At 34.0% G+C, this 23795-nt stretch carries 16 protein-coding genes and 1 tRNA gene; 8 read left to right on the top strand and 9 right to left on the bottom strand.

All coding sequences use genetic code 11. The annotated features are described in order from the left end of the window. Positions 1-18: 18 nt before the first annotated feature. The 8 genes from AC4FRF_RS10710 to AC4FRF_RS10675 all read right to left on the bottom strand — a co-directional run bounded on the left by AC4FRF_RS10710 (position 19) and on the right by AC4FRF_RS10675 (position 10317). Positions 19-1227 (bottom strand): BaiN/RdsA family NAD(P)/FAD-dependent oxidoreductase, encoded by a 1209-nt coding sequence (locus AC4FRF_RS10710; protein WP_491159503.1) that lies wholly within the window; start codon positions 1225-1227, stop codon positions 19-21. After that, positions 1224-1901 (bottom strand): glycerophosphodiester phosphodiesterase, encoded by a 678-nt coding sequence (locus AC4FRF_RS10705; RefSeq protein WP_491159502.1) that lies wholly within the window; start codon positions 1899-1901, stop codon positions 1224-1226. Before AC4FRF_RS10705 ends, AC4FRF_RS10710 begins: the two co-directional genes overlap by 4 nt. Before the next feature lie 43 nt (positions 1902-1944). Then, positions 1945-3750 carry a glycoside hydrolase family 13 protein gene (locus AC4FRF_RS10700; protein WP_491159501.1) on the bottom strand — a complete coding sequence of 602 codons (1806 nt, stop codon included), beginning with the start codon at positions 3748-3750 and terminating at the stop codon, positions 1945-1947. A gap of 219 nt (positions 3751-3969) precedes the next feature. Next, a complete protein-coding gene (gene acs / locus AC4FRF_RS10695; protein ID WP_491159500.1) occupies positions 3970-5877 on the bottom strand; it encodes an acetate--CoA ligase in 1908 nt (635 codons plus the stop codon). Between the two features lie 26 nt (positions 5878-5903). Then, a complete protein-coding gene (locus tag AC4FRF_RS10690; protein ID WP_491159499.1) occupies positions 5904-6266 on the bottom strand; it encodes a response regulator transcription factor in 363 nt (120 codons plus the stop codon). Continuing rightward, on the bottom strand, positions 6263-8965 hold the full coding sequence (locus AC4FRF_RS10685) for an ATP-binding protein (protein ID WP_491159498.1): 2703 nt from the start codon (positions 8963-8965) through the stop codon (positions 6263-6265). The genes AC4FRF_RS10690 and AC4FRF_RS10685 overlap by 4 nt, the downstream gene beginning before the upstream one ends. 256 nt (positions 8966-9221) lie before the next feature. Beyond that, positions 9222-9782, bottom strand: coding sequence for an acetate uptake transporter (locus AC4FRF_RS10680; protein ID WP_491159497.1), 561 nt, complete (start codon positions 9780-9782; stop codon positions 9222-9224). Positions 9783-9897: 115 nt separating this feature from the next. Further along, complete coding sequence (locus tag AC4FRF_RS10675; RefSeq protein ID WP_491159496.1) at positions 9898-10317, bottom strand: IS1/IS1595 family N-terminal zinc-binding domain-containing protein; 420 nt, start codon at positions 10315-10317, stop codon at positions 9898-9900. A gap of 326 nt (positions 10318-10643) precedes the next feature. On the opposite strand from AC4FRF_RS10675, the gene AC4FRF_RS10670 reads away from it, so the two are divergent. The 5 genes from AC4FRF_RS10670 to AC4FRF_RS10650 all read left to right on the top strand — a co-directional run bounded on the left by AC4FRF_RS10670 (position 10644) and on the right by AC4FRF_RS10650 (position 20844). Beyond that, positions 10644-11252: an RNA polymerase sigma factor gene (locus AC4FRF_RS10670; RefSeq protein ID WP_491159495.1), complete on the top strand. Its 609-nt coding sequence runs from the start codon at positions 10644-10646 to the stop codon at positions 11250-11252. A gap of 77 nt (positions 11253-11329) precedes the next feature. Then, the gene (locus tag AC4FRF_RS10665) at positions 11330-12445 is read left to right on the top strand and encodes a FecR family protein (protein WP_491159494.1); all 1116 of its coding nucleotides are present in this window, start codon (positions 11330-11332) and stop codon (positions 12443-12445) included. Positions 12446-12591: 146 nt separating this feature from the next. Next, entirely contained in the window at positions 12592-16089 is a 3498-nt protein-coding gene (locus AC4FRF_RS10660; protein WP_491159493.1) for a TonB-dependent receptor, read from the top strand. 48 nt (positions 16090-16137) lie between these two features. Continuing rightward, the gene (locus AC4FRF_RS10655; RefSeq protein WP_491159492.1) at positions 16138-18240 is read left to right on the top strand and encodes a RagB/SusD family nutrient uptake outer membrane protein; all 2103 of its coding nucleotides are present in this window, start codon (positions 16138-16140) and stop codon (positions 18238-18240) included. Positions 18241-18471: 231 nt separating this feature from the next. After that, entirely contained in the window at positions 18472-20844 is a 2373-nt protein-coding gene (locus AC4FRF_RS10650; protein WP_491159491.1) for a beta-L-arabinofuranosidase domain-containing protein, read from the top strand. 198 nt (positions 20845-21042) lie between these two features. On the opposite strand, the gene AC4FRF_RS10645 is transcribed toward AC4FRF_RS10650, so the two are convergent. Beyond that, positions 21043-21115, bottom strand: a tRNA-Phe gene (locus AC4FRF_RS10645). Between the two features lie 99 nt (positions 21116-21214). On the opposite strand from AC4FRF_RS10645, the gene AC4FRF_RS10640 reads away from it, so the two are divergent. The 3 genes from AC4FRF_RS10640 to lptC are packed head-to-tail and all read left to right on the top strand — an operon-like array spanning position 21215 to position 23791. After that, entirely contained in the window at positions 21215-21949 is a 735-nt protein-coding gene (locus AC4FRF_RS10640) for a type III pantothenate kinase (RefSeq protein WP_491159490.1), read from the top strand. Further along, on the top strand, positions 21942-23192 hold the full coding sequence (gene bamG, locus AC4FRF_RS10635; protein WP_491159489.1) for a BamG family beta-barrel-assembly machinery protein: 1251 nt from the start codon (positions 21942-21944) through the stop codon (positions 23190-23192). Before AC4FRF_RS10640 ends, bamG begins: the two co-directional genes overlap by 8 nt. 44 nt (positions 23193-23236) lie before the next feature. Beyond that, positions 23237-23791 (top strand): LPS export ABC transporter periplasmic protein LptC, encoded by a 555-nt coding sequence (lptC, locus tag AC4FRF_RS10630; RefSeq protein ID WP_491159488.1) that lies wholly within the window; start codon positions 23237-23239, stop codon positions 23789-23791. The last annotated feature ends 4 nt before the right edge of the window (positions 23792-23795 follow it).

Genomic DNA, 23795 nt, shown 5'->3' with positions numbered 1-23795 from the left:
AATTTTTGTTAATTAATGCTAAATCGCATTTGCCAAAATAAACCCACTTGTCCAAGCATTCTGGAAATTAAATCCTCCTGTAATAGCATCAATGTTTACAATTTCACCTGCAAAATAAAGGTTTTCGTGTAATTTGCTTTCCATGGTTTTAAAGTTGATTTCTTTTAAGTCAATACCGCCCGCTGTTACAAATTCTTCTTTGAAGGTGCTTTTTCCATTCACTTGAAAACTAGCATTGGTGAGTTGTTTGGTTAAATTTTGAATTTGAACTTTAGACAAATCTGCCCATTTGGTTTCGCTTGAAATTCCAGAAGCTAGCACTAAACTTTCCCAGAGTCTATTGGTTAAATCAAAAGGTGATTTTTTAGACACCATTTTCTTTGCTTGTTCTTGTTTTAAATCTTTCAAAAGTTGTTCGGCTTCTTCAGTGTCCACATCGTTCAACCAATTGACAAAAATCGTAAACTGATAATTTTTATCGTGCAAAATTCGAGCGCCCCAAGCCGAAAGTTTCAAAATAGCCGGTCCGCTCATTCCCCAATGGGTGATTAATAATGGTCCTGTTGATGTCAGTTTTGTGTCTTTGACTTTTACGGTTGCCAATGCCGAAACTCCCGGTAATTCTTTAATGCGAGGGTCTTTGATATTAAACGTAAATAATGAAGGAACTGGATTCACAATGGCGTGACCATACGTCTGTAGTAATTCCCAAATTTTAGGGTTACTTCCTGTTGCTAAAACAAGTTTTTCAACTAAATAATTCTCATTTTGGGTTTCTATTTTCCAAAGATTATCTTTTTTAAATATAGACTGAACGGATTGTCCCGTAAATACGCTTATTCCTAATTTTTGAGTTGCTTTTAAAAAACAATCAATAATAGTTTGTGATGAATTAGAAACGGGAAACATTCTGCCGTCTTCTTCTATTTTTAGTTCAACTCCATGTTTTTCAAACCATTCTATGGTATCTCCCGAGCAAAATTGATGAAAAGGACCTCGCAGTTCTTTTTCGCCACGAGGATAAAATTTGACTAATTCATTAGGTTCAAAACAAGCATGGGTTACATTACAACGTCCTCCACCTGAAATGCGTACCTTTTGTAATACCTCGGCACCACGTTCTAAAATAGCGACTTTTAATTTCGGATTTTTTTCTACGATGTTGATTGCAGTAAAAAATCCTGCTGCACCACCGCCTACTATAATTATATCAAATTTTTGATTCATATTCTATCTGGGAAATCAGAGATGATTCCGTCTACATTAAAGGATTTCATTAGCTTAATATCTTCTGTTTCGTTCACCGTCCAAGGGAAAACTTGAAATCCTGATTCTTGAATGTTAGCGGTGTTTTCGGCTGTCAATAAATGAAAATAAGGATGAATGGATTTTGCATGAATACTTTGAGCAAAAGAAAAAGCCAAATCTAAATCGCTTTCAGTCAATACCCCAATTCGAATGTTGTGATTTAAAAAATGAACTTCACGTAAGGCATTCCAGTCAAAGCTGGAAATGATGAACTGGCTGTAGTTCCATTTTTTTTCTTCAATATATTTTTCGATTAATGTTACTACTTTTTTAGTCGCTTCAAACGATTTTATTTCAATATTAACTTCGCACTTTTGATTAATTAAATTCAAAACCTGTGTTAAAGTAGGGATTTGGTATTTTTTATTAATTCGTAAACGTTTTATTTGCGGAAGCGTCAACTCTTTTATCAAGCCTGTTTTATTGGTAACTCTGTCGATGGTTTCATCGTGGATTACAATAATTTCATTGTCGGCACTTAAATGTACGTCAAGTTCAATTCGGTCCACATGTAAATCAATAGCTTTTTGAAAACTTTTCAATGTGTTTTCAGGTTCATAACCTTTAGCACCACGATGACCTATTTTGAGCATAAGTTGTATTTTTTGCAAAGATAATAATTACCAAACTTAGGTATTATGCTAATTCTAAAATTAAAGCCGATTTTCCTTCTATAATAATAGGAGCAGTTAATTTAAAAATCCTATGGTCTAATGCTTCTTTTCCAATGGTGTAATTGCGTATGTTTTCTTTAAATCGAGATGTAGAGAGTTCTTGCTCTTCGGGATGGTTGTTAATAATTACCATAACACTTTTGTTTGAATTGTATCTAAAGTAAACATAAAGATTGTTTTCGGGAATATAATGGGTTGTTTTTCCAAAATGAATTGCTTCATTGGTTTTTCGCCATTGGAATAGTTTGGAGGTGAAATTAAAATAAGCATTTTGGCATTCGGAGCGTGTTTCAGGAAGAAAAGCATTGTTTTCATCGTTTTCCCAACCGCCTGGAAAATCTTTTCGAATATCGGCATCGCCTAAATTTTGATCTCCCGCCATCCCAATTTCAGAACCATAATACAATTGAGGAATACCGCGTAATGTAGCTAGCATAACCATGGCCATTTTGTATTTGCGAATGTCGTTATTGTAAAGCTGATTCAATCGTCTGGTATCATGATTTTCGCCAAAAATCAATAAATTATTGACATTGGGAAACAAGAAGTCCTTAGAAAGAATATCGTAGATTTTTGTTATTCCTTGATCCCAAGTATCATCGTCTTCGTTAAAAACTACTTGAAGTGCATCAGACAATGCAAAATCCATAACACTTGGTAAGTTAGAATTGAAATTTTGGATTTGACCAATTGGGCTGTCTTTTTGCCAATAAGAAAGTAGTCCTTGGTTACGCATGGTGATTTCGCCTACGAGATTGAAATTTGGATATTCGTCAGTAATAGCTTTTGTCCATTTAGCAATATATTCTGGTTCAGAATAATTGTAGGTGTCTACTCTTAAGCCGTCTAAGTTGGCATATTCTATCCACCAAATAGCATTTTGACAAAGGTAGTTAAATACTAAAGGATTGCTAATGTTTAAATCGGGCATTGAGGGGACAAACCAACCGTTCAAGCATATTTTTCGATCAATTGTAGAAGCATTTGTATCACTGATAGTACTTCTTTTATGATTGGTTTCAGTGTAATTTTCAAATTGGTGTATCCAGTCTTTTGATGGTGCATCTTTTACCATCCAATGTTCTAATCCCCAATGATTGGTAACATAATCCATGATTAGTTTTAGATCGCGTTTATGCAACTCTTCTGACAGGCGTAGATAATCGTCATTAGTTCCATAACGCGGATCAATTTTGTACACATCTGATTGTGCGTATCCATGGTAAGAGTATTGCTTGTCATTATCCTCGCATAATGGTGTGCTCCAAATAGCAGTAACTCCTAGTGATTGGATGTAATCTAGATGTTGGATAATACCATTGATATCGCCGCCATGACGACCAGCTGCTAATTCTCGATTGTATTTTTCATTTGTGTTGCTATCGTTTGTATTGTTTTTATTGCCGTTAGCAAAACGGTCTGGCATTAAAAGATAGATACTGTCTGAAGCGTCAAAACTTTTGCGAAGTGCTGAATTCTTTCTGCGTTCCTTCAATTCATATTTTTGAATAAAACGATTTTTGTTTTTGAGTTTGAATATAAAATCAATTTCATTTGTGTTTATTTTTTGGGTGTTAATAGTCACAAAAAGAAAGTTAGGATTTTCGGTACGTTTTACATGGCTAATAGCACTGCTATTAGCAATTGTAACCTGGCATTGGGTAATATTTGTCCCGTAAAACAAAATTTGAAGTTCGGGATTGTACATGTCTGAAAACCAAAAAGGAGGTTCTATTCTTTGGATTAGTGAATTTAACGCTTCATTCATAAAATAGAAAATTAAAATAATTAAATAAAAACCGATGCTTTTGGGTTGAAATTAATTGGCTATTTCACGAGAAATTAAGCTTTCAGTTACAGATTCCTGATAGCGAATGTAATAAAAATAAACTGTTTTTGGAATAAATTGATTTGGAATAAATTGTTCTAAAATACAAAAGCTGCTTTGTTAAGAAGCAGCTTTTGTATTATAAGATTTGAAATAAAATTATAGTCTACCTTGTTTTATTTCTTCTACAATTTCTGGATTTAATAAAGTGGTAGTGTCTCCAAAATTAGAATAATCACCTTCAGCAATTTTTCTTAAAATACGTCGCATGATTTTTCCGGAACGGGTTTTGGGTAAACCAGAAACAAACTGGATTTTATCCAATTTTGCTATTGGACCAATGTGAGCCGAAATATGTTCATTAATTTCTTTGGCTAAGTTGGCTTTATCTCGTTTTTCACCAGTTTCCTTAAGTATTACAAAACCATACAAAGCATTTCCTTTAATTTCATGAGGGAAGCCTACAATAGCACTTTCAGCCACAGCCGGATGCTCATTGATAGCGTCTTCAATTGGAGCTGTTCCTAAATTATGCCCAGAAACAATGACTACATCATCTACGCGACCTGTAATTCTGTAATAGCCTACTTCGTCACGTAAAGCACCGTCTCCACTAAAGTATTTTCCAGGAAAGGCAGAGAAATAGGTTTCTTTATATCGTTTATGATCACCCCAGATTGTTCTGGCAATTCCTGGCCAAGGGTATTTGATACACAAGCTTCCTACTACTTGGTTGTCTTCAATTTCGTTGCGTTTTTCATCCATTAAAACGGCTTGAATTCCAGGAAGAGGAAGAGTAGCATAAGTTGGTTTTGTTGGTGTGATAAAAGGAATTGGAGAGATTAGAATTCCTCCTGTTTCGGTTTGCCACCAAGTATCAACCACAGGGCAACGTTTTCCGCCCACGTGGTCGTTGTACCAGTGCCAAGCTTCTTCGTTGATAGGTTCTCCAACAGAACCAATTACTTTCAGGGAGCTTAATGGGTATTTTTGAACATAATCTAAACTCTCTTTGGCTAAGGAACGAATAGCTGTTGGAGCCGTGTAGAATTGGTTTACTTTGTGTTTTTCTATAATTTGCCAAAAACGACTAAAATCAGGGTAAGAAGGAACTCCTTCAAAAATGACTGTGGTTGCTCCGTTTAATAATGGACCATATAAAATATAAGAGTGTCCCGTAATCCAGCCAATATCAGCAGTACACCAGAAAATATCATTTTCTTCGTAGTTAAAAACATTTTGGAAGGTATAGGCTGTATAAACCATATAACCAGCTGTGGTATGTACCATTCCTTTTGGTTTTCCTGTTGAGCCCGAAGTGTAAAGAATAAATAATGGATCTTCGGCGTCCATGATTTCAGCGGTATTGTTGTCTGAAGCTTTTTCTAAAAGAGGTGCTAACCATTGGTCGCGACCTTCTTTCATATTGATGTTTGTATTGGTTCTTTGAGCTACTAATACTTTTTCAACAGATGGACAGTTTACTAATGCTTCGTCAACGATTCCTTTTAAATCAATGGTTTTGTTTCCACGGAATCCTCCATCAGAAGTTACCACCATTTTACATTTACTATCATTGATTCTAGCTGCCAAAGCAGATGCTGAGAATCCGGCAAAAACTACGGAGTGAATAGCTCCAATTCGTGCACAGGCAAGAGTGGTAATGGCTAATTCAGGAATCATTGGTAAATAAATACAAACACGATCTCCTTTTTGAATGCCTTGGCTCAATAAAACATTCGCCATTTTGCTTACACGTTGGTGCAATTCATTGTAAGTGATCGATTGTGACGCTTCTTCAGGATTATTTGGTTCAAAAACTATAGCTACTTTGTCTCCTTTTTTAGCAAGATGACGATCGATACAGTTTTTAGTGATGTTTACCTTAGCATCTACAAACCATTTTATTTCGGCTTCAGCCATATTAAAATCAACTACCTTGTCCCATTCTTGATACCAAGTAAAGTTTTCAGAGGCAATTTTGTCCCAAAACTTTTTCGGGTCTTTTATAGACTTTTTGTACTCTTTAAAGTATTCTTCGAAATTATTTATTTTGTAACGACTCATGATTTTTAGTATGTATTTAGTTCTTGTTAGTTTAATAATTCATTTACTTGTTCCACTAATTTTTTTAAAGAAAAAGGCTTGGTCATATATAAATTAGCGCCAAGAGATAGGCCTTTTTCTATGTCCTTTTCTTTGTTTTTTGCAGATAGAAAAATGACTTTGCAATTCTCTAATCGTTCATCTTTTTTTATTTGTTCCAATGTGCTGTAGCCATCAACCATGGGCATCATCACATCCAGAATAATGATATCGGGAAGTTGATTTTTTAAAATGTCCAATGCTTCTTGTCCATCGCGAGCAATAAATACCTCAAAATTGTTTTTTTTAAAAGTATATTCAAGCGACATCACAATATTAGGCTCGTCATCTACAATAAGTATTCTTTTCATTTTTCGCTAGTATTGTAATTGGGCAATGTAAAAGTAATAGTTGTTCCTAGACTATTAGAGCTTTTTGCCCAAATTTTTCCTTTATGGTGTTCAATTATTTTTTTGCAAATGGCTAATCCTAAGCCGCTTCCAATTGGTTTTTTAATATTTTGATTTCGAGATTGGTAGAATTTGTCAAAAACAGCTTCTAAATCTTCGAGTTTAATCTCTTTTCCATTGTTATGAATGCTTACCGCTATATATTCATTGTCTTCATTAATGTCAATTTTTATTTTTCCATTTGCTTCATCGCAAAATTTAATTGCATTCGAAATTAGATTATTTAGTACTTGAATGAGCCGTTCTTCATCATAAAAAGCTTTGATTTCCTCTGATTTTTTTTCGAATTTAACACTAATATTTTTGTTTAGAATTAATTGGTTTAATGATTCTAAAGTGTTGTTGATGGTTTGGCAAATGTTGTTTTTAGATAGGTAAATTTTTTGTTTACCAGTTTCAAATTTTTCCAAATCCAAAATTTTATCAATCAAACGGTTCAGTCTGTCTGACTCGGCAATGATATTTTGTAGAAATTTTTGACGCACTTCAGTTGGGATTTCTTCGTCGTCGTGCAATATTTCAGTTGCTGCTCTAATGGCAGTAATTGGTGTTCTTAATTCGTGTGTTACCGTGTCAAGGAATTCGTCTTTTTGAATGTCTTTATTAATGAGTTCTTGATTAGCTACTCGAAGTTGTTCGGAAATTGTTTTTAATTCATTCGAACTTTCAATCAATTTTTTATTGATAATAATATTTTCTTTAGATTCTTCTAAGATACGCAAAACTTCGGGAAGACTAATTTTGTCTTCTTTGGCAACACTTGAAATTACAATTTTGGCAGAAGCCGTGCCTATATGTCCAGTGAGTAGATTTTCGGCAAATTTGATAAAACGAGCATCGGCAATTTTGTTGTCTTTGTCTACATTGTATTTCAAATTAAAAATAGTCATGGCACGTTTGGTTCTTTCGATACCTAAAAAACGTTCCAGTATTTTTTGAATATCCGAAATATTAGCTGTTCCTTTCCAAACATACGCATTCTCATGATTGGTGATGTATTTGTCTATATCAACAAACATTTCGGCATAATTGCGTTCTCTGTAGTTGCCACTAAAACAAACTGAGACCGCTAAATAACTTAATAAGTTGACCAATAAGCTCCAGAAAACAGCTTGCGGAATTGGATCCAAATAGTTCAATCCAAAAAGGTGGAAAGGTTTGAGTAACGCAATTCCCCAAGGACCTTCTTGTACAAAAGTACTCGCTGATCTTGTGGTTCCAATAGCATAAGGAATCAATAAAGTATAAAAACAAACTAAAAATCCAAGGATAATTCCAGTTATAGCTCCTTTTTTTGATCCGCGTTTCCAAAATAAGGCACCGAAAAAGGCGGGTGCTAATTGGGCGATAATGACAAATGAAACCAATCCGATGGAAACTAAAGTATAATCTAAAACAAAAACGCGATAGATGATATAGGCTAAAATGATCAAAGAAAAAATACCAATTTTGCGACTAAGGACAATTCGTTTGGTGTTTTTTTCTTGAGAAGTGTTTTCTAAAGAACCAATAAAGCCATAAGGAATTAAAAGGTTGTTACTAAGCATGGTTGCCAGTGCAATTGAGGATACAATAATCATGGAAATTGCTGCCGAAAATCCGCCAAGAAATACTAAAATGGTTAAAAAATTATTGTTAAAATGTTGCGGAATTAGTAGTGAATAAGTGTCGGAATTGAGTCCTTGTGTTCCAAAAAGAATATTTCCTCCCCAAGCTATTGGAAAAACAAAAATATTAAAAAGCAATAAGTAGAGTGGAAGTAACCAAATAGCAGTTCGAATGTGTTTTTCATGGTTGTTTTCTACAATAGAAGTGTGAAATTGCCTTGGTAAAATAAAAATGGCAAACATAGAAATGAGGCATAAAAAGAACCAGTTAATTCCGTTGGCTAAACTTCCTATGGTGTTTTTTTTATCGAAATTTTCTAAAACAGAAGCTTTGGTATAAATGTCTCCAAAACCATCATAAACAAAATAGGTAACATAAATGCCAATGATTGAAAAGAATACTAATTTAAGAATGGATTCTATAGCTATAGCAGTTACAATTCCGCGTCTTTTTTCAGAAGCATCAACATATTTATTTCCATAATAAGAAGCAAATAAGGCTAAGGCAATACATATATAAGTGGTGTTGTCCATAAAGATGTTAGGACTCGGATGTGTTTTGGTAACAATATGAAAAGTATCTGAAATTGCTTTGAGCTGTAATGCAATATAAGGTACAATGCCAAAAATAGAAATTAATGTAACTAAGGCTCCTAATGAACGACTGTTTCCATAGCGTAGTGAAATAAAATCGGCAATACTGGTTATTTTATTGATTCGGGAAATTCGAATAATTCTTTTCAGAATAATAATCCAGGTTGGGATGATGATAATTGGGCCGAGATAGATGGGTAGGTAATCCAATCCTGACTTAGCGGCTAAACCAATACTTCCGTAATAAGTCCAGGCGGTACAATAAACGGCCAGTGAAAATGAGTAGATGTAGGGGTTATTAGTCCATTTGGAATGGCTTCTTTTTTCAGACCAATGTGCAATGTAAAAAAGCATTACTACATAAATGGCTAAAATTAATAAAAGGCCAATACTACTCATAATATTTTTTAATTATAAAGTACGTAATGCCAATTGAAAATAACCAAGCTGAAAAAAGGTAGATATAGATAATTGGAAATCCAAATAATGGTTTCGAGCTATCAAATAAGAGCATAAGTGGAATATTCAATGCTAAAAGCATTAGCATCGAAAGGATAATTAATTTTTGTTCATGCCTTTTTTTCATTCAAATGAAAAATACAATAGCTCTAAATTCGGTTTAAAGCTATTGTATGTTAATTAGTTGTTTTATTTATTATAAAGGTAAAACTTGTCTACCTAGCTTTTCATTCATAACAATTGCGGCAGCTTCGTAAAAAGCAAAAAAGCCACACAAAATTCCTTCATAACCAGCAATAGTATGAAGATTGGTGTTTCCAGTAAAACTCGCTGCTGATAAAAGAGCAAATAGAATTACAAGTGAGCCAAAAATAAGTTTTCCAATGGTGTTTCCGTTTAGTGTTCCAATAAAAAAAGCTAATGTGAAAAGTCCCCAAATTCCCAAATAACAGCCCATAGAAGCGCCGTCAGGTTTTGCAACACCTATTAGTGGGAGAAGCCATAGTGCTACAAGAGATATCCAAAAGAAGCCGTAGGATGTAAAAGCGGCCATGGCAAAGCCGTTGCCTTTTTTCCATTCCATTATTCCGGCAATTACTTGTTGCATTCCGCCAAAAAATATTCCCATTCCCATAATCATTGCATTAAGTTCAAAGAATCCTGCATTGTGGATGTTTAATAGCATAGTTGTCATTCCGAAGCCAAAAAGTCCTAACGGTGCAGCATTGGCAGTGGTGTCTTTTAATATTTGTTCCATAGAGGTTTGATAAAATTTAATAAATAGAAATTGGTTTTGGTTTAAAATAGAGTAGCAAATTCAGTTTTTTTATTTACAAAAAAAAATAGACTATATATAGCTGTAAAGAATATAGTTATTTTTTAAAACGTTCCCATTTGATGAGCATGAACTTGTCGCCAAGTTCAGTTATAATCATTCCTGCTCCTGAAAGTGTTTCTTTGTTTTTGATGTATTCAATTAATTCTAAATGGTTTAGTATTTTGTAAGTGGGGTGGTAATTAGTGTTTGTTGGTTTTTTTATATTGAATGATTTGATCCAATTACTAATGCTTACATGAGAAACTCCAATGATGCGTTCAATTTCTCTATAACTCAATCCTTCTAAATAAAGTTGTAGTGCTTTAGTAACATAATAATCATCAATTTTTTTTCCAATTTTGTTTACAGTAAAAAAATACTTGCAGTCTTTGCATAAATAGCGTTGCTTTTCGTTTATGATTCCGCTTTTAACTATATTGTTGTTTTGGCATTTTGGACAACTGATAACTTCCATGTATATAAATTTTGCATAAATATATTAAATTAGCAAATAAGTTTTTAGCTTAAATTTAAATTGTTGTTGTTTTAGATTAAACTATTGTGTTAAAGTATTGAGTCAATGGTTAAAATGTAATATTGAATTGTATTTTTTGTGCTAAATGAAAAAAAAACTATAATTTAATGAGTATATAATAAATAATCTGTCCTTTATGTATAAAAGTACTTTTTGTATATGTGATTTTGGTTAGTCATATTAGTGCGTAAAGAAGAGTTGCTGTTTTGTGTAGTGACTCTTCTTTTTAAACGGAATAGAATTGTAATCAAAAAAAACTATTGAGTTTGAAAAAACAAATTTTACAAAACACAGAGCTTGATGATAATGAATTGTGGGCTGATTTAAAAGCGGGTGATGAAAAAGCGTTTTCGGAACTTTTTAAAAGATACTATAAGTATTTGGTTCAATATGGAAATTCATTTTCTCCGTTTTTAGAAAAAATCCAAGACTGTGTTCAGGATGTTTTTACTGATATATGGGTCTATCGAAATAGTCTTAATGATTCGGTGGTAGTAAAAGCCTATTTATTGTCAAGTGTTCGTAAGCGCATTGTGCGTTTGCAACAGCGAGATAGGGTTTTTAAGAAAACTACATCAGTAGATGCAATAGATTTTATGTTTGATTTTTCAGTGGAACAACAATTAATTTCAGATGAGTTAGTCACTGGAAAAGTTTTGCAGTTAAATACTGCTTTGAACGCTTTGCCTGCCAGACAAAAAGAAGCCTTGTATTTAAGATATCATCACGGAATGAATGTAGATCAAGTGGCGGAGATATTGAATGTTAATTATCAGTCCGCAAGTAATTTATTGCATAGAGCATTGGTGAATATACGTAAAGAATGGAAAGGGAATTTAATGGTGTTAATGGTATTATTAACAAATTGGATTTAAACAAGAGTAGAAAAGTTACGAATTAATGAGTATGTAATGCAGTGGCTGTCCTTTATGATAGCAGAAACACTTTGAAAATGAAAGAACGAAATCAATATAGAGAAATAGAAGATTTTTTGGCTGATGAGTCATTCCGATTGTGGATGAAGTCAAAAATGGACATTGATGGATGGGAGGAATGGACTTTAGAGCATGCTCAACGAGCAAAATTGGTTGAAGAAGCTCGGTTGTGGTTGTTGGCAATGAAAGTTCCTCAGGATAATTTATCTCAAGAACAAGTTGAAGATGCTTTGCAGGCAACTTGGATGAAAATTGAACAAAAAGAACAGGAAAGTAAAATGGAGCAAAAATTAATACAATTGTGGAATACAACTTGGTTTAGAAAAATTGCTGCGGTTTTAGTTTTTGGATTATTGTCAACGTATTTGTATACAACATATTCTGAGAAAGAGACTTATTATTATGACTATAATCAGGTGGTTAGTAATTTAGACGAAAATGGTTTGTTAGAACAAATTAATAATTCTAATAAACCACAGATTGTGACTTTGTCTGATGGGAGTTCAGTATTGTTACAGCCTAAAAGTAAATTAAGTTATCCTAAAATTTTTATAGGAAATGAACGAAATGTATATTTATCGGGAGAGGCCTTTTTTGAAATTAGTAAAAATCCTAAAAAACCTTTTTTTGTTCATGCTAATGAGATTGTTACTAAGGTTGTAGGTACTAGTTTTAGAATTAAAGCTTATGCAAATGAATCAGATGTAGAAGTTTTAGTAAGAACAGGAAAGGTAAAAGTGAATTCAGAAAAAACAGCAGGTAAATCCAATCAAAAAGAAATTGTTTTGCTGCCTAATCAAGCCCTTCGTTTTGTGCGTAAGGAACAAACTTTTGATAAAATTACTGATATTACGGTTGATAAATCTATTAGCGGGTCGGTTAGAAGTATAGAGCAATTGAGTTTTGAATTTACGGATATACCGGTGGCTCAGATTTTTAAAACCATTGAGCAGGCTTATTCTGTAGAAATAGATTTTCCTGTAAAAGAGTTGCAAAAATGTCATCTAACCACTTCGTTAAGTGATCAACCGTTGCCTGAAAAATTAAAAATTATTTGTAAAAGTATCGGAAATAATTCTAGTTATACCATGAATGGAAATCAGATAACGATATTGTCAACAGGTTGTAATTAAATAAATTACCTGATAAAATAAATAAAAGCGTCGAAATGCTGCAACATTATCGACGCCAAATTTTTTTCAAACTCCCTCTGCAAAGTGAGTTTGAGATGTTTCTTGAATACACAACAAAATAGTATTAACCAAAACAAATCAAAATTATGAAAAAAAACGTAGTTAAACAACGATTACTAATTCGACTCATGAAGATGACATTATATCAATTTGTATTAGCCTTAATTTTCTCAACCGTCACAATGGCAAACAGTTTGAATGGGCAAGGAAAATTAGATACCAAAGTAACTATTTCCATTACTGATGTAAATTTAAATAAGGCATTAACTGAACTGGGTAAAACGGCTGATGTTAAGTTTTCGTATAATTCGAGGATGGTTTCTTTTGATCAAAAAGTAACTGTTAAGGCCGAAAATGAAGTGCTCTCAGCTGTATTGTCAAGAGTGTTAAAACCGCTTAATATTACTTATGCTGTAGTTAGTAATCAAATTGTTTTACAAAAAAGAAATCAAAAAGAGGATGTAATTTCCACTATAGTAACAGCAAAAATAGATCAACAAAAAACACTTACAGGTCTTGTTGTTGATGAGAGTGGAATGGGATTACCGGGAGCTAGTGTTTTAATAAAAGGAACTTCTACTGCTGTTTCGACTGATTTGGATGGTAAGTTTACTATTAAGGTTGATAATGCAAATACTATTTTAGTGATTACTTATGTTGGTTTTGATACAGTGGAAATTCCTATTGGAAACAAAACAGATTTCAAAATAACGTTAAAAGAGTCTTCGCAAACCTTAAATGAAGTTGTTGTGGTAGGATATGGTACTCAAAAAAAATCTGATGTAACAGGAGCAATTGCAAGTGTTAATGCAGAAACTCTGATGAATCGTCCTGTAAATAATGCTCTTGAGGCTTTGCAAGGGAAAGCTGCGGGTGTTGATATTACTACAAGTGAACGACCAGGGACTTTAGGGTCTGTTCGTATTCGTGGAAACCGTTCGTTAACTGCGAGTAACTCTCCGCTTTATGTAGTTGATGGTGTTCCTTTGATGTCTGCTTCTTCTATTGAAACATTAAACCCTAGAGATATTGAATCTATTGATGTTCTTAAAGATGCTTCAGCAACTGCAATATATGGTTCGCGTGGTGCTAATGGGGTTATCATTGTTACCACTAAACAGGGTAAGGCAGGGCAATTTAGTTTAAATTATGCAGGAACAATTACGACTTCTCAAATAGTTGATCGTTCGCCTTCAATGAGTGCTGCTGATTTTATTAATTTCAGACGTACATCTGCTTATAATCTTGATCCAAATACTTATGCAGACCCTAAAAATCCTACTTATGATAATGATAAGTTAATTTTTGATAGTGCATTAGATGGTCAGACTTCTCGTGATAATGTATTGAGTGGATGGGTAAATGGAGTTTGGGATCCTTCAAAAGTGACTAATACAGATTGGACTAAGTTTGTAACTCAAACAGGGATTACTACGGAGCATGTTTTAAGTGCAAGTGGGGGGGCAGAGAAAGTAAATGCTTATGGTTCGTTCGGATATTTAAGTAATGAAGGTACTCAAAAAGGACAATCTTATGATCGTTATACTACTAAGTTAAGTGCTAATATTACTCCTGCTGAATGGTTTAAAATGACTGCTTCATTCAATGTTTCATGGAGTGAACAAAATTATGGGATGTCAACTTTGGGAGCCCGAAGTGGTACCTCACCTAATGCGATCTACGGCGCAGCTAAGTCTATTTATAATTTTGCCGTTCCCTATGATTCTGAGGGGAATTTGGTTATTAATCCTGGAGGAGAAACTGGTATTTATACCATTATGGATGAATGGAATAAGAGTACACAATTGTCTCAAACCATGCGTGCTTTGGGTAATTTTTCAGCAACATTTGATATTGGAAAAATCTGGGAACCGGTTAAAGGGTTGAGTTATAAAATTAATTTTGGTCCTGATTTTCGTCATTGGAGAGAAGGAGTGTATATTGACGGGACTTCTTCTTTAAAAGTTAATTCAGATGGAAGTGCTGGAGCTAATTATGCTCGTCTTCAAAATCGTCGAGATTTTTCATGGACTTTGGATAATATGATTACATATGATAGAACTTTAGCTGAAAAACACAAACTAGGAGCAACTTTATTACAAACTGCATCATCATGGAATATTGAAAATTCATCTATGGCGGCTAATAATATTCCATTGCCTTCTTCTTTATGGAATGCCATGGGGTCTGTCGATATAACTAATGCTAATAATAAAGCTTCAATGGGTTCTGGTCTTACTGAACGTCAGTTAAGTTCTTATATGATTCGTGCTAATTATGGTTATGATAATCGTTATTTGTTGACTATGTCTGGCCGATGGGACGGTGCGTCGCAATTAGCACCAGGTTATAAGTGGGATTTTTTCCCGTCAGCAGCGTTAGCCTGGAGAATTGATAATGAAGAGTTTTTAAAAGGGACTAATTGGATTGAAAATTTAAAACTCCGCTTTGGTTTTGGTACAACAGGAAACTCCGCGGTTGATCCTTATGCAACTAAAGGAAGTGTTTCTTCTATTTATTTGCCGTTTAATGGTTTGAGTAATCAAATTGGCTATACAACTAATGAACCTTATTATACAAAAGATCAGCTTACTATGGCAAATCCTACTTTAGGTTGGGAAAAAACAACCCAATATAATCTTGGTTTAGATTTTAGTCTTTTTGAAGGTAAAGTGAGTGGTACTATTGATGCGTATAAATCCAGAACAAAAGATTTGTTAATGTTAGTTAATATTCCAACATTATCAGGGTTTCCTAATACGTATGGTAATATTGGGAAAACAAAGAATCATGGGGTAGAGGTTACTTTAAATTTTATACCAGTTGAAACTGAGAATGGATTTACTTGGGAGTCTAGTTTAAATGGGGCTTGGCAAAAAGATGAAATAGAGGAATTGGCTTATGGTAAAAATGATATGATTGATAATGCATGGTTTATTGGACAGTCTATTAGTGTTCAATATGGTTATGATAATTTAGGTTTATGGCAAAATACGTCAGAGGATTTAGCTGAAATGGATAAATGGAATGCCAATGGGTATGATTTTACGCCAGGAAATGTGCGTCCAAAAGATCAAAATGGAGATTACAAAATGGATGCTAGTGATAGAGTGATTCTTGGGAATAGTAATCCAAGATGGACTATGGGATGGAATAATACTTTTAGTTTTAAAGGATTTGAATTAAGTATGAATTTGTATGGACGCATGGGATATATGGCTTCATTAGGAGGTGAAGCTTTAACAGCTCATGCTAATCAGCGCCAAGTAGATTACTGGACACCAGATAATCCAAATGCAGATTTTCAAAAACCTATCTTAGGACAGGCTACTTCTGGTTCTCAGGATGATTTCTCAGGTCTTTTAGGATTTAGAAAAGCATCTTTTGTGAAAATTAGAAATATTTCAATGGGTTATGTTTTTCCTAAAGAGCTTTGTGAGAATATTGGTGTGTCTAATTTAAAATTATATGCGCAAGCAGTTAATCCAGGAAGTATTTATCAATCTTTAGATTGGTATGATTTTGATACTAATGCGACTTATTTTAACAGAAGTTTTGTGTTAGGGCTTCAGGTTGGTTTTTAATAGTTTAAATTGTAACTAAGTAAAGGATTAATGTTAAAAAATAAAAAAATGAATATAGTTAAAAATATAAAAATAGGTCTTTTATTAGTGACGGTTTTGTCATTAAATTCTTGTTCTAAAGATTTTTTAGATGAAGAGTTAACAACTCAAAATTCTACAGATTATTTCGAAACTTCTGAAGGTATTCAGGCCTTGACTGTTTCTCTTTATGGGAATATACGTTGGCATTTTGGTTACGAATGGGCTTACGGTACTACACTTTATGGTACGGATGAGTTTACTAATGCTAATGATTTAACCAATGAAATGTGGAATACTTATGATAACCGTTTCGGGCCAGCAGGTGCAACTACTGCTACAGGAGCCGCTAATGGAAATGCCACTTCCCCAGCTGCGCTTTGGGACGAAATGTATTATGGGATAGCTTCAGCTAATACGATTATTGCCAATGCTGATAAAATTGATGATTTACAAATTAGAAATCGTTGTTTGGCGCATGCTTATTTTTTAAGAGGTTACAATTATTATCGTTTAACTGCGCAATATGGTGGTGTAGTACTTCAAACTGTACCTGTTAAAGGAATTGTGCGAAATTTTACCCGTTCAACAGAAGAACAGTCTTGGGAACAAGTTATCTCAGATTTTAGGAATGCCTATAATCTTTTTGAAGGTGAGGTTTATACTTATGGTAAAGGAGTTACTTGGACTAAGGCAACTGCGGCACATTTTTTAGCAAAAGCTTTATTGTTTCGTTGTTCAGAACGTTGTGATGCATGGAATAGTGCTTATAAGGATGCTGATTTAGTTGAAGCTATTGATGCTTGTACTTATGCAATTAATGCCCGTGGACCACTTACAGCTAACTATAGTGATTTATATGCAAATTGGACAGGGGTGGATTGTGCTAACGAACAATTGAGTGAAATATTAATGGCTGCTCCGCATAATGCAGATGCAAGTACTGTAGGGCGTTATGGAAATAGAACTTATAATTATTTTAATCCACAATTTTCAAGTTTTTCTGGTGGATGGGTAAAACGTGGTGTTTGGATTGGAGGAATGGATTTTCAACGTTGTCGCCCTACTGAATATAGCTATGCTGTTTATGATCACGTAAATGATGCTCGTATGTGGAAAACATTTAAAACAGTTTATGGAACTAATAATGTTGCTGCTTCAGGTAAAGGAGTGGCAGTTGGAGATCCTGGCATTGTTATGATTTTAAATAGTAAAACAGATCATACTTATGATAGTTATACTTTTGGTGCTTATGTACAAAATCCTAATTGGAAAGATGACAATAGCCGATTGCCTGAATGGAATAAAGCTGCCCGTCAAACTGCTACAGCTGGTTCTTTGACTACTAAAGTAGGGCAATATGTCCCAAATTCATTAGTGTTGTACCAAAATGGGACTTATGTGGCACCTACATTTAAAAATCAACCAATTTGTAATTTCTTTGCAGGAATTAATAAAACAGATGATGGTTCTCGTACTGCTGAAAAAGGTGATGCACACCGAGATGTGATTATGGCTCGTTTAGCAGAGACCTATCTAGTTCGTGCAGAATGCTACGTGCGTAAAGGGCAATATGCTAATGCAATGGCTGATGTTAATGTGGTGCGTGCTAGAGCACAATGGAAAAATGGAGAAAATAGATCTTTCTATAGCGATGGTTCCTTAGCGTTTAAAGTGAATGCTTTAAATACGGGTACAGCTGCTACTAATTATGTGAATTCAAATTTAGATATGAATACATATTATTTGTCAAATCCAACAGTTGGTGTTACTACAGCAGCTTCAAGTTTACAGCTAACTACTTTTCCTGCTAATTTACCAGCTGAAGATGAGGAGGTAATTGCTAAAATTGGAGCGTCAAGTGCTTTTGAGCGTGCTTTACACTTTATTCTTAACGAACGCTCTAGAGAGTTATTGGGTGAATGGCAACGTTGGGAAACCTTGTCTCGTACAGGAACTTTGATTACACGTGCAAAAGCATTTAATCCAGAAGCAGCGACTAATATTACGGCTAATAAACATGAATACAGACCAATTCCCCAGACTTTTATTGATGGTTTGTTAAATGATGATGGTTCTAATTTGTCGGATGCTCAGAAAAAAGCATGGCAAAACCCAGGATATACAAACTAAGAGCTTATTAGTTTTATAAAATGATTTAGCTTTTAAATTACCCTCAAATTGTAATTTACTTTTTGAGGGTGATTTTTTAAATAATTTAAGTCCAAATTAATAAATGTTTTATTTACATTTGTTAATTCGGACTTTTTCTTTTTTATGAACTAAGAGTAATTAATAAATAAACCAAATTTTAAAAAACAGATAGGGAGCGTTTGTGTTTTAAAATAAACAACAAGAAAAATTATGGTATTAAAGCATTTTAGAAATACGTTTTGTGCAGCGGCATTGTTCGTTATTTGTGCCTCAGTTTACGGACAGTCAGGGCAATTGCAATCTTTTCCTTTGTCAGATGTTCGTTTGTTAGAGAGTCCTTTTTTTAAGGCGCAACAAATGGATATGAAATACATTTTAGAACTCGATGCCGATAGGTTATTAGCGCCATACTTAAAAGAAGCTGGGTTGACTCCTTTAAAAGACAATTACGGCAATTGGGAAAATACCGGTTTAGACGGTCATATTGGAGGACATTACATTTCGGCTTTGTCTGAGATGTATGCTGCAACCGGGAATCCGCAAATCAAAGAACGTCTGGATTACATGCTGAACTGGTTGGAGAAATGTCAGATAAAAAATGGTAACGGATATATTGGCGGGGTTCCAGGAAGTAAAGCTTTGTGGGCTGATGTTGCTAAAGGCAAAATTGATGCGGGCGGTTTTTCATTAAACGGGAAATGGGTGCCATGGTATAATATTCATAAAATTTTTGCAGGTTTAGATGATGCTTATCGTTTAACAGGGAATCAAAAAGCTAAAAAAATGCTTATTCAATTGTCTGATTGGTGTTTGAATCTTACAGCTAATTTATCTGACGAACAAATACAAATGATGCTCAAAAGTGAGCATGGCGGGATGAATGAAGTTTTGGCCGATGTGGCTGCAATTACTGGAGATAAAAAGTATTTGGTTTTGGCTGAAAAATTTTCACACAAAACCATTTTAGATCCTTTGTTGAAAAATGAAGATAAATTAAACGGAATTCATGCTAATACCCAAATTCCAAAAGTAATTGGATTTATGCGTGTTGCTGAGGTAGGTGGTGATGCCAAATGGGCGGATGCAGCTAACTTTTTTTGGAAAACAGTAGTTGAAAATAGAACCATTTCGATAGGAGGAAATAGTGTGAGAGAACATTTTAATCCTACTAATGACTTTTCGTCCATGCTGGAATCAAGAGAAGGGCCTGAAACCTGCAACAGTTATAATATGCTTAAATTAAGTAAGCATTTGTTTTTAGCGTATCCGGATGCAAAATATATGGATTACTACGAACGTACGACTTACAATCATATTTTGTCAACACAACATCCTGATGGAGGTTTTGTTTATTTTACTCCAATACGTCCGCGTCATTACCGTGTGTATTCACAACCGCAGGAATCTTTTTGGTGTTGTGTGGGTTCTGGTTTAGAAAATCACGGAAAATATGGCGAAATGATTTATGCTCATGATGCGAACGATTTGTATGTGAATCTTTTTATTCCTTCCACTTTAGAATGGAAAGAAAAAGGATTGAAACTTACTCAAAGTACTAAGTTTCCTTTTGAAGAGCAATCTGCTTTTACATTGGATTTAAAAAAAGCAGAAAAGTTTGCAGTTAAATTTAGATATCCTTCTTGGGTAACAGATGGTCAATTAAAGCTTACGGTAAATGGTAAAGAAGTAGCGGCTGAAAAAGACGCTAATTCGTATGTTGCAATTGATAGAAAATGGAAATCAGGAGATGTGATTTCGGTTGTTTTACCAATGCACAATACCTCGGAACAACTTCCAGATCATTCCGCTTGGGTTTCTTTTTTACATGGTCCAATAGTTTTGGCTGCCGTTACAGATACAACTGATTTAGTAGGTTTAAAAGCCGATGGAAGTCGAATGGGGCATATTGCCAGTGGACCTATTTATCCAATTGAAGAAGCGCCTATGTTGGTTTCAAATACTACTGATTTGGCACAGTCTTTAAAAGAAATAAAAAATCAGCCTTTTAGTTATTCGGTTTCGGATGTTACTTATCAGGATAAATTTAAAAATCTAAAACTGATTCCTTTTTTCGAAATTCACGATGCGAGATACATGTTGTATTGGCCTTATACCACCAAGGAAAAATTATCTGAAATGCAAGCAGCGATGAAAGAAAGGGAAGGTGCTAAAATGAAATTGGAAGCTATGACGGTTGATATGGTAACAGCTGGTGAACAACAACCAGAAAATGATCATAATTTTAAAGGGGATAAAACCGATACAGGAGTATATCAAGAGCGTCATTATAGAAACGGAAAAGGTTCTTTTAGTTATGAGTTGAAAAATCCAAAATTAGAAGCGCGTAAGTTAAGAATCACTTATTTTGGTTCGGATAAAAACAAAGATTTTGAGGTGTATTTGAACTCTGTTTTAGTGGCTTCTATTGCAATGGATGGAAAAGAAGGAAATCAGTTTGTTGATAAAACAATTGAAATACCTTTCGAAGTTTTAAAATCGAATTCAAAATTGTTAGAAGTGAAATTTCAGGCAAAACCGAATTCGTCTATTACTGGTATTTACGAAGTGCGTTTGATGAAATAATTTAAAATAGTATAATTTTAAGTTGTAGTGAAGAAGCCTCCTGGAAACGGGAGGTTTTTTTGTTTTTTATAGGTTTTTAAAAAATAATGGAACACAGATAAAACAGATTGAAATTAAAAAAAATCCATTTTTTTCAGCTTCATTCACGTTCCGAAAACTATAAAAACAAAAAACCCGAATATTGCTATTCGGGTTTTGTGGTACCTCCAGGGTTCGAACCAGGGACACATGGATTTTCAGTCCATTGCTCTACCAACTGAGCTAAGGTACCGTGCGTATTGCGGGTGCAAATATAGAACCATTTTTAATATATCCAAAACATTTTTATGAAAAAATCTATTCGTACCTTCGCAAAAGCAAAAGCCATAATATGATATTAACTGTTGATGTAGGGAATACCCGGATTAAAGCTGCTGTATTTGAGCAAAGTACTAGTTTAGCTAGCTTTGTTTTTGATAAAGTAGCGCTTGCTGAAAATATCAAGAAAATTTTAGAAGATTTCCCTTTATTAGATGTTTTGGTCGTTTCTTCTGTTGGTGAGATAGATAAAAAATCTTTTTTAGTCTTTGAGTCAAAGCTTCAGATTCATTTTGTTTCTAATCAAGATGTTTTTCCCTTTAGCAATAATTATGATACTCCAAAAACATTAGGAATTGACCGTATGGTTCTTGCAGCCGGCGCAACTTTGTTGTATCCCAATCAAAATAGATTAATAATTGATGCGGGAACCTGTGTTACTTATGATTTTGTAGATGAAAATAATGTGTATCAGGGTGGTGCTATTTCGCCAGGTTTGCTTTTGCGATACAAATCGATGCATCATTTTACAGCAAAGCTCCCTTTGTTAGCTTTAGAGAGTCCAAAATCATATGTGGGAAAGTCTACTTCAGAATCGATGCATTCGGGCGTTGTCAACGGATTGGTCTATGAAATTGACGGTTTTATAGATGAATATAAAGCAGCTTGTACAAAAATTATCATAATTTTAACGGGTGGTGATGCAGATTTTTTGGCTAAACGATTAAAAAATACCATATTTGCCAATTCAAATTTCCTTTTAGAGAGTTTGAATCAAACATTTCAATATAAAATCAAAAATGATTAGAAAAATTATATCAAGCCTTTGTTTGCTTTTTTCGTTAGTGTCTTTTGCTCAGGAAGGAACTTCGTCTCCATATTCTTTTTACGGGATTGGTGATGTAAGGTTCAAAGGAACAATCGAAAGTCGATCAATGTCAGGTGTTCAAGTGGAACAAGATAGTATTCATTTGAATTTAGATAATCCGGCAAGTTATTCTAATCTAAAGTTAACTACATTTACTGTTGGGGGAACTTACAATTTAACTACTTTAAAAAACGATACTGGTTCAGAAAAAGCTAAGAGAACTACTTTTGATTATATCGCTGTAGGTTTGCCTATGGGGAAATTAGGTGTGGCTTTTGGAGTTACACCATATTCTTCTGTAGGATATAAAATTAATTCATTTTCTACTGTTGAAGGTGAGCCAAGTTCTCGTGAATATGCTACGGGCGGAATGAGTAAAGCGTTTTTTGGCGCTTCTTATAAAATTAAGCCGAATTTTAATTTAGGTGCTAGTTTAGATTATAATTTTGGTACCATTGAGTTGACAAACATACAGGCTGTAAACGGAATATCAACAGGTAGTCGCGAATTGAATAAAGCTGATTTGTCTGGGGTAAACTTTAATTTTGGTGCTATGTACCAAGCAAAACTGAATGAAAAGCTAAAGTTGTTTAGTAGTGTGAGCTATAAATTAGAAAGTAAATTAACTTCTAACAATACCCGAAATATCTCGGCAGTTACTTTTTATAATGACTTAGATTATTCTATTGTTCAAAGTTTAGATGACGATACAGAAAAAAGAAAATTAACCTTGCCTAGTGAATTGAAAGTTGGTTTAGGAATTGGTGAATCAAGAAAATGGTTGGTAGGGGCACAAGTTGTTGCTGCAAGTCAAGGAGATCTGGTTAATACCTATAATGCATCAACAAGAGCTTCTTATGAGAAGGCAATGAAGTATAGTTTAGGGGGTTATTTTATTCCTAATTATAGTTCTTTTTCAGGTTATTTTAAAAGAATCGTCTACAGAGCGGGGATCAAATATGAAGAAACAGGATTGGTTGTAGACTCTCAATCTATCAAAGATAAAGGCATTAGTTTAGGAATTGGATTGCCTATTACAGGAAGTTTTTCTAATATTAACTTTGGTTTTGAGCTTGGAAAACGCGGAACAACTTCTGCTGGTTTAATTCAGGAAAATTATGCTAAATTTAGTGTAGGACTTTCGTTCAATGACAGATGGTTTGTTAAGAGGAAGTTTGAATAATAATCGTTCAAGAATAATAATTCTTATTTAGTATCATCGTGTCTATGTTTTTATTTAAAAAAGAGAAACTATTTCCAGTAGTCATGGCCTTAGCCGTGACTCTGTTTTTTGGGTGCGAAAGTAATTTTAAAAAAGTACAAAAGAATAATTTTACTGAATTCACACCTTCAGGTGATGCTGATAATGTAAATTTAAAATACACTGATTCGGGACTTATAAAAGTGGTTTTAGTAAGTTCTAAAATGTTAGATTATGCAACGGTTGATTTTCCCTTTACGGAATTTCCAAAAGGTGTTGATGTAACTTTGTATGATAATAAAGCAAAGAAAACCCATGTGACGGCTAATTATGCTGTTTCTTATAAAAAGACAAATATTATCGATCTGCAGGGAAAAGTAAAAATTGTTTCGCAAGATGGACAAATGCTTGAGACTGAACAATTGTATTTTGACCAAAAAAATGAATGGTTTTTCACTGAGAAAAAGTATAAATTTACGGATCTAAAAGGAGGTTCAAACGGTCAGGGAATTGATTTTAGTAAAGATTTTAAAGTAATTAATTCCCAAAGAATAACAGGCGAAGTAGAAACCGCCGAATAAATTT

This window comes from Flavobacterium sp. ST-158 (assembly GCF_058309975.1).
The sequence above is the reverse complement of the archived record's forward strand: the minus strand, read 5'-3'. Positions and strand labels throughout refer to the sequence as shown.

Bases quoted from the DNA above. Each gene is read 5' to 3' on its own strand.
- AC4FRF_RS10710 (WP_491159503.1), bottom strand. From the start codon at position 1,227: ATGAATCAAAAATTTGATATAATTATAGTAGGCGGTGGTGCAGCAGGA.
- AC4FRF_RS10705 (WP_491159502.1), bottom strand. From the start codon at position 1,901: ATGCTCAAAATAGGTCATCGTGGTGCTAAAGGTTATGAACCTGAAAAC.
- AC4FRF_RS10700 (WP_491159501.1), bottom strand. From the start codon at position 3,750: ATGAATGAAGCGTTAAATTCACTAATCCAAAGAATAGAACCTCCTTTT.
- acs (WP_491159500.1), bottom strand. From the start codon at position 5,877: ATGAGTCGTTACAAAATAAATAATTTCGAAGAATACTTTAAAGAGTAC.
- AC4FRF_RS10690 (WP_491159499.1), bottom strand. From the start codon at position 6,266: ATGAAAAGAATACTTATTGTAGATGACGAGCCTAATATTGTGATGTCG.
- AC4FRF_RS10685 (WP_491159498.1), bottom strand. From the start codon at position 8,965: ATGAGTAGTATTGGCCTTTTATTAATTTTAGCCATTTATGTAGTAATG.
- AC4FRF_RS10680 (WP_491159497.1), bottom strand. From the start codon at position 9,782: ATGGAACAAATATTAAAAGACACCACTGCCAATGCTGCACCGTTAGGA.
- AC4FRF_RS10675 (WP_491159496.1), bottom strand. From the start codon at position 10,317: ATGGAAGTTATCAGTTGTCCAAAATGCCAAAACAACAATATAGTTAAA.
- AC4FRF_RS10665 (WP_491159494.1), top strand. From the start codon at position 11,330: ATGAAAGAACGAAATCAATATAGAGAAATAGAAGATTTTTTGGCTGAT.
- AC4FRF_RS10660 (WP_491159493.1), top strand. From the start codon at position 12,592: ATGAAAAAAAACGTAGTTAAACAACGATTACTAATTCGACTCATGAAG.
- AC4FRF_RS10655 (WP_491159492.1), top strand. From the start codon at position 16,138: ATGAATATAGTTAAAAATATAAAAATAGGTCTTTTATTAGTGACGGTT.
- AC4FRF_RS10650 (WP_491159491.1), top strand. From the start codon at position 18,472: ATGGTATTAAAGCATTTTAGAAATACGTTTTGTGCAGCGGCATTGTTC.
- AC4FRF_RS10640 (WP_491159490.1), top strand. From the start codon at position 21,215: ATGATATTAACTGTTGATGTAGGGAATACCCGGATTAAAGCTGCTGTA.
- bamG (WP_491159489.1), top strand. From the start codon at position 21,942: ATGATTAGAAAAATTATATCAAGCCTTTGTTTGCTTTTTTCGTTAGTG.
- lptC (WP_491159488.1), top strand. From the start codon at position 23,237: ATGTTTTTATTTAAAAAAGAGAAACTATTTCCAGTAGTCATGGCCTTA.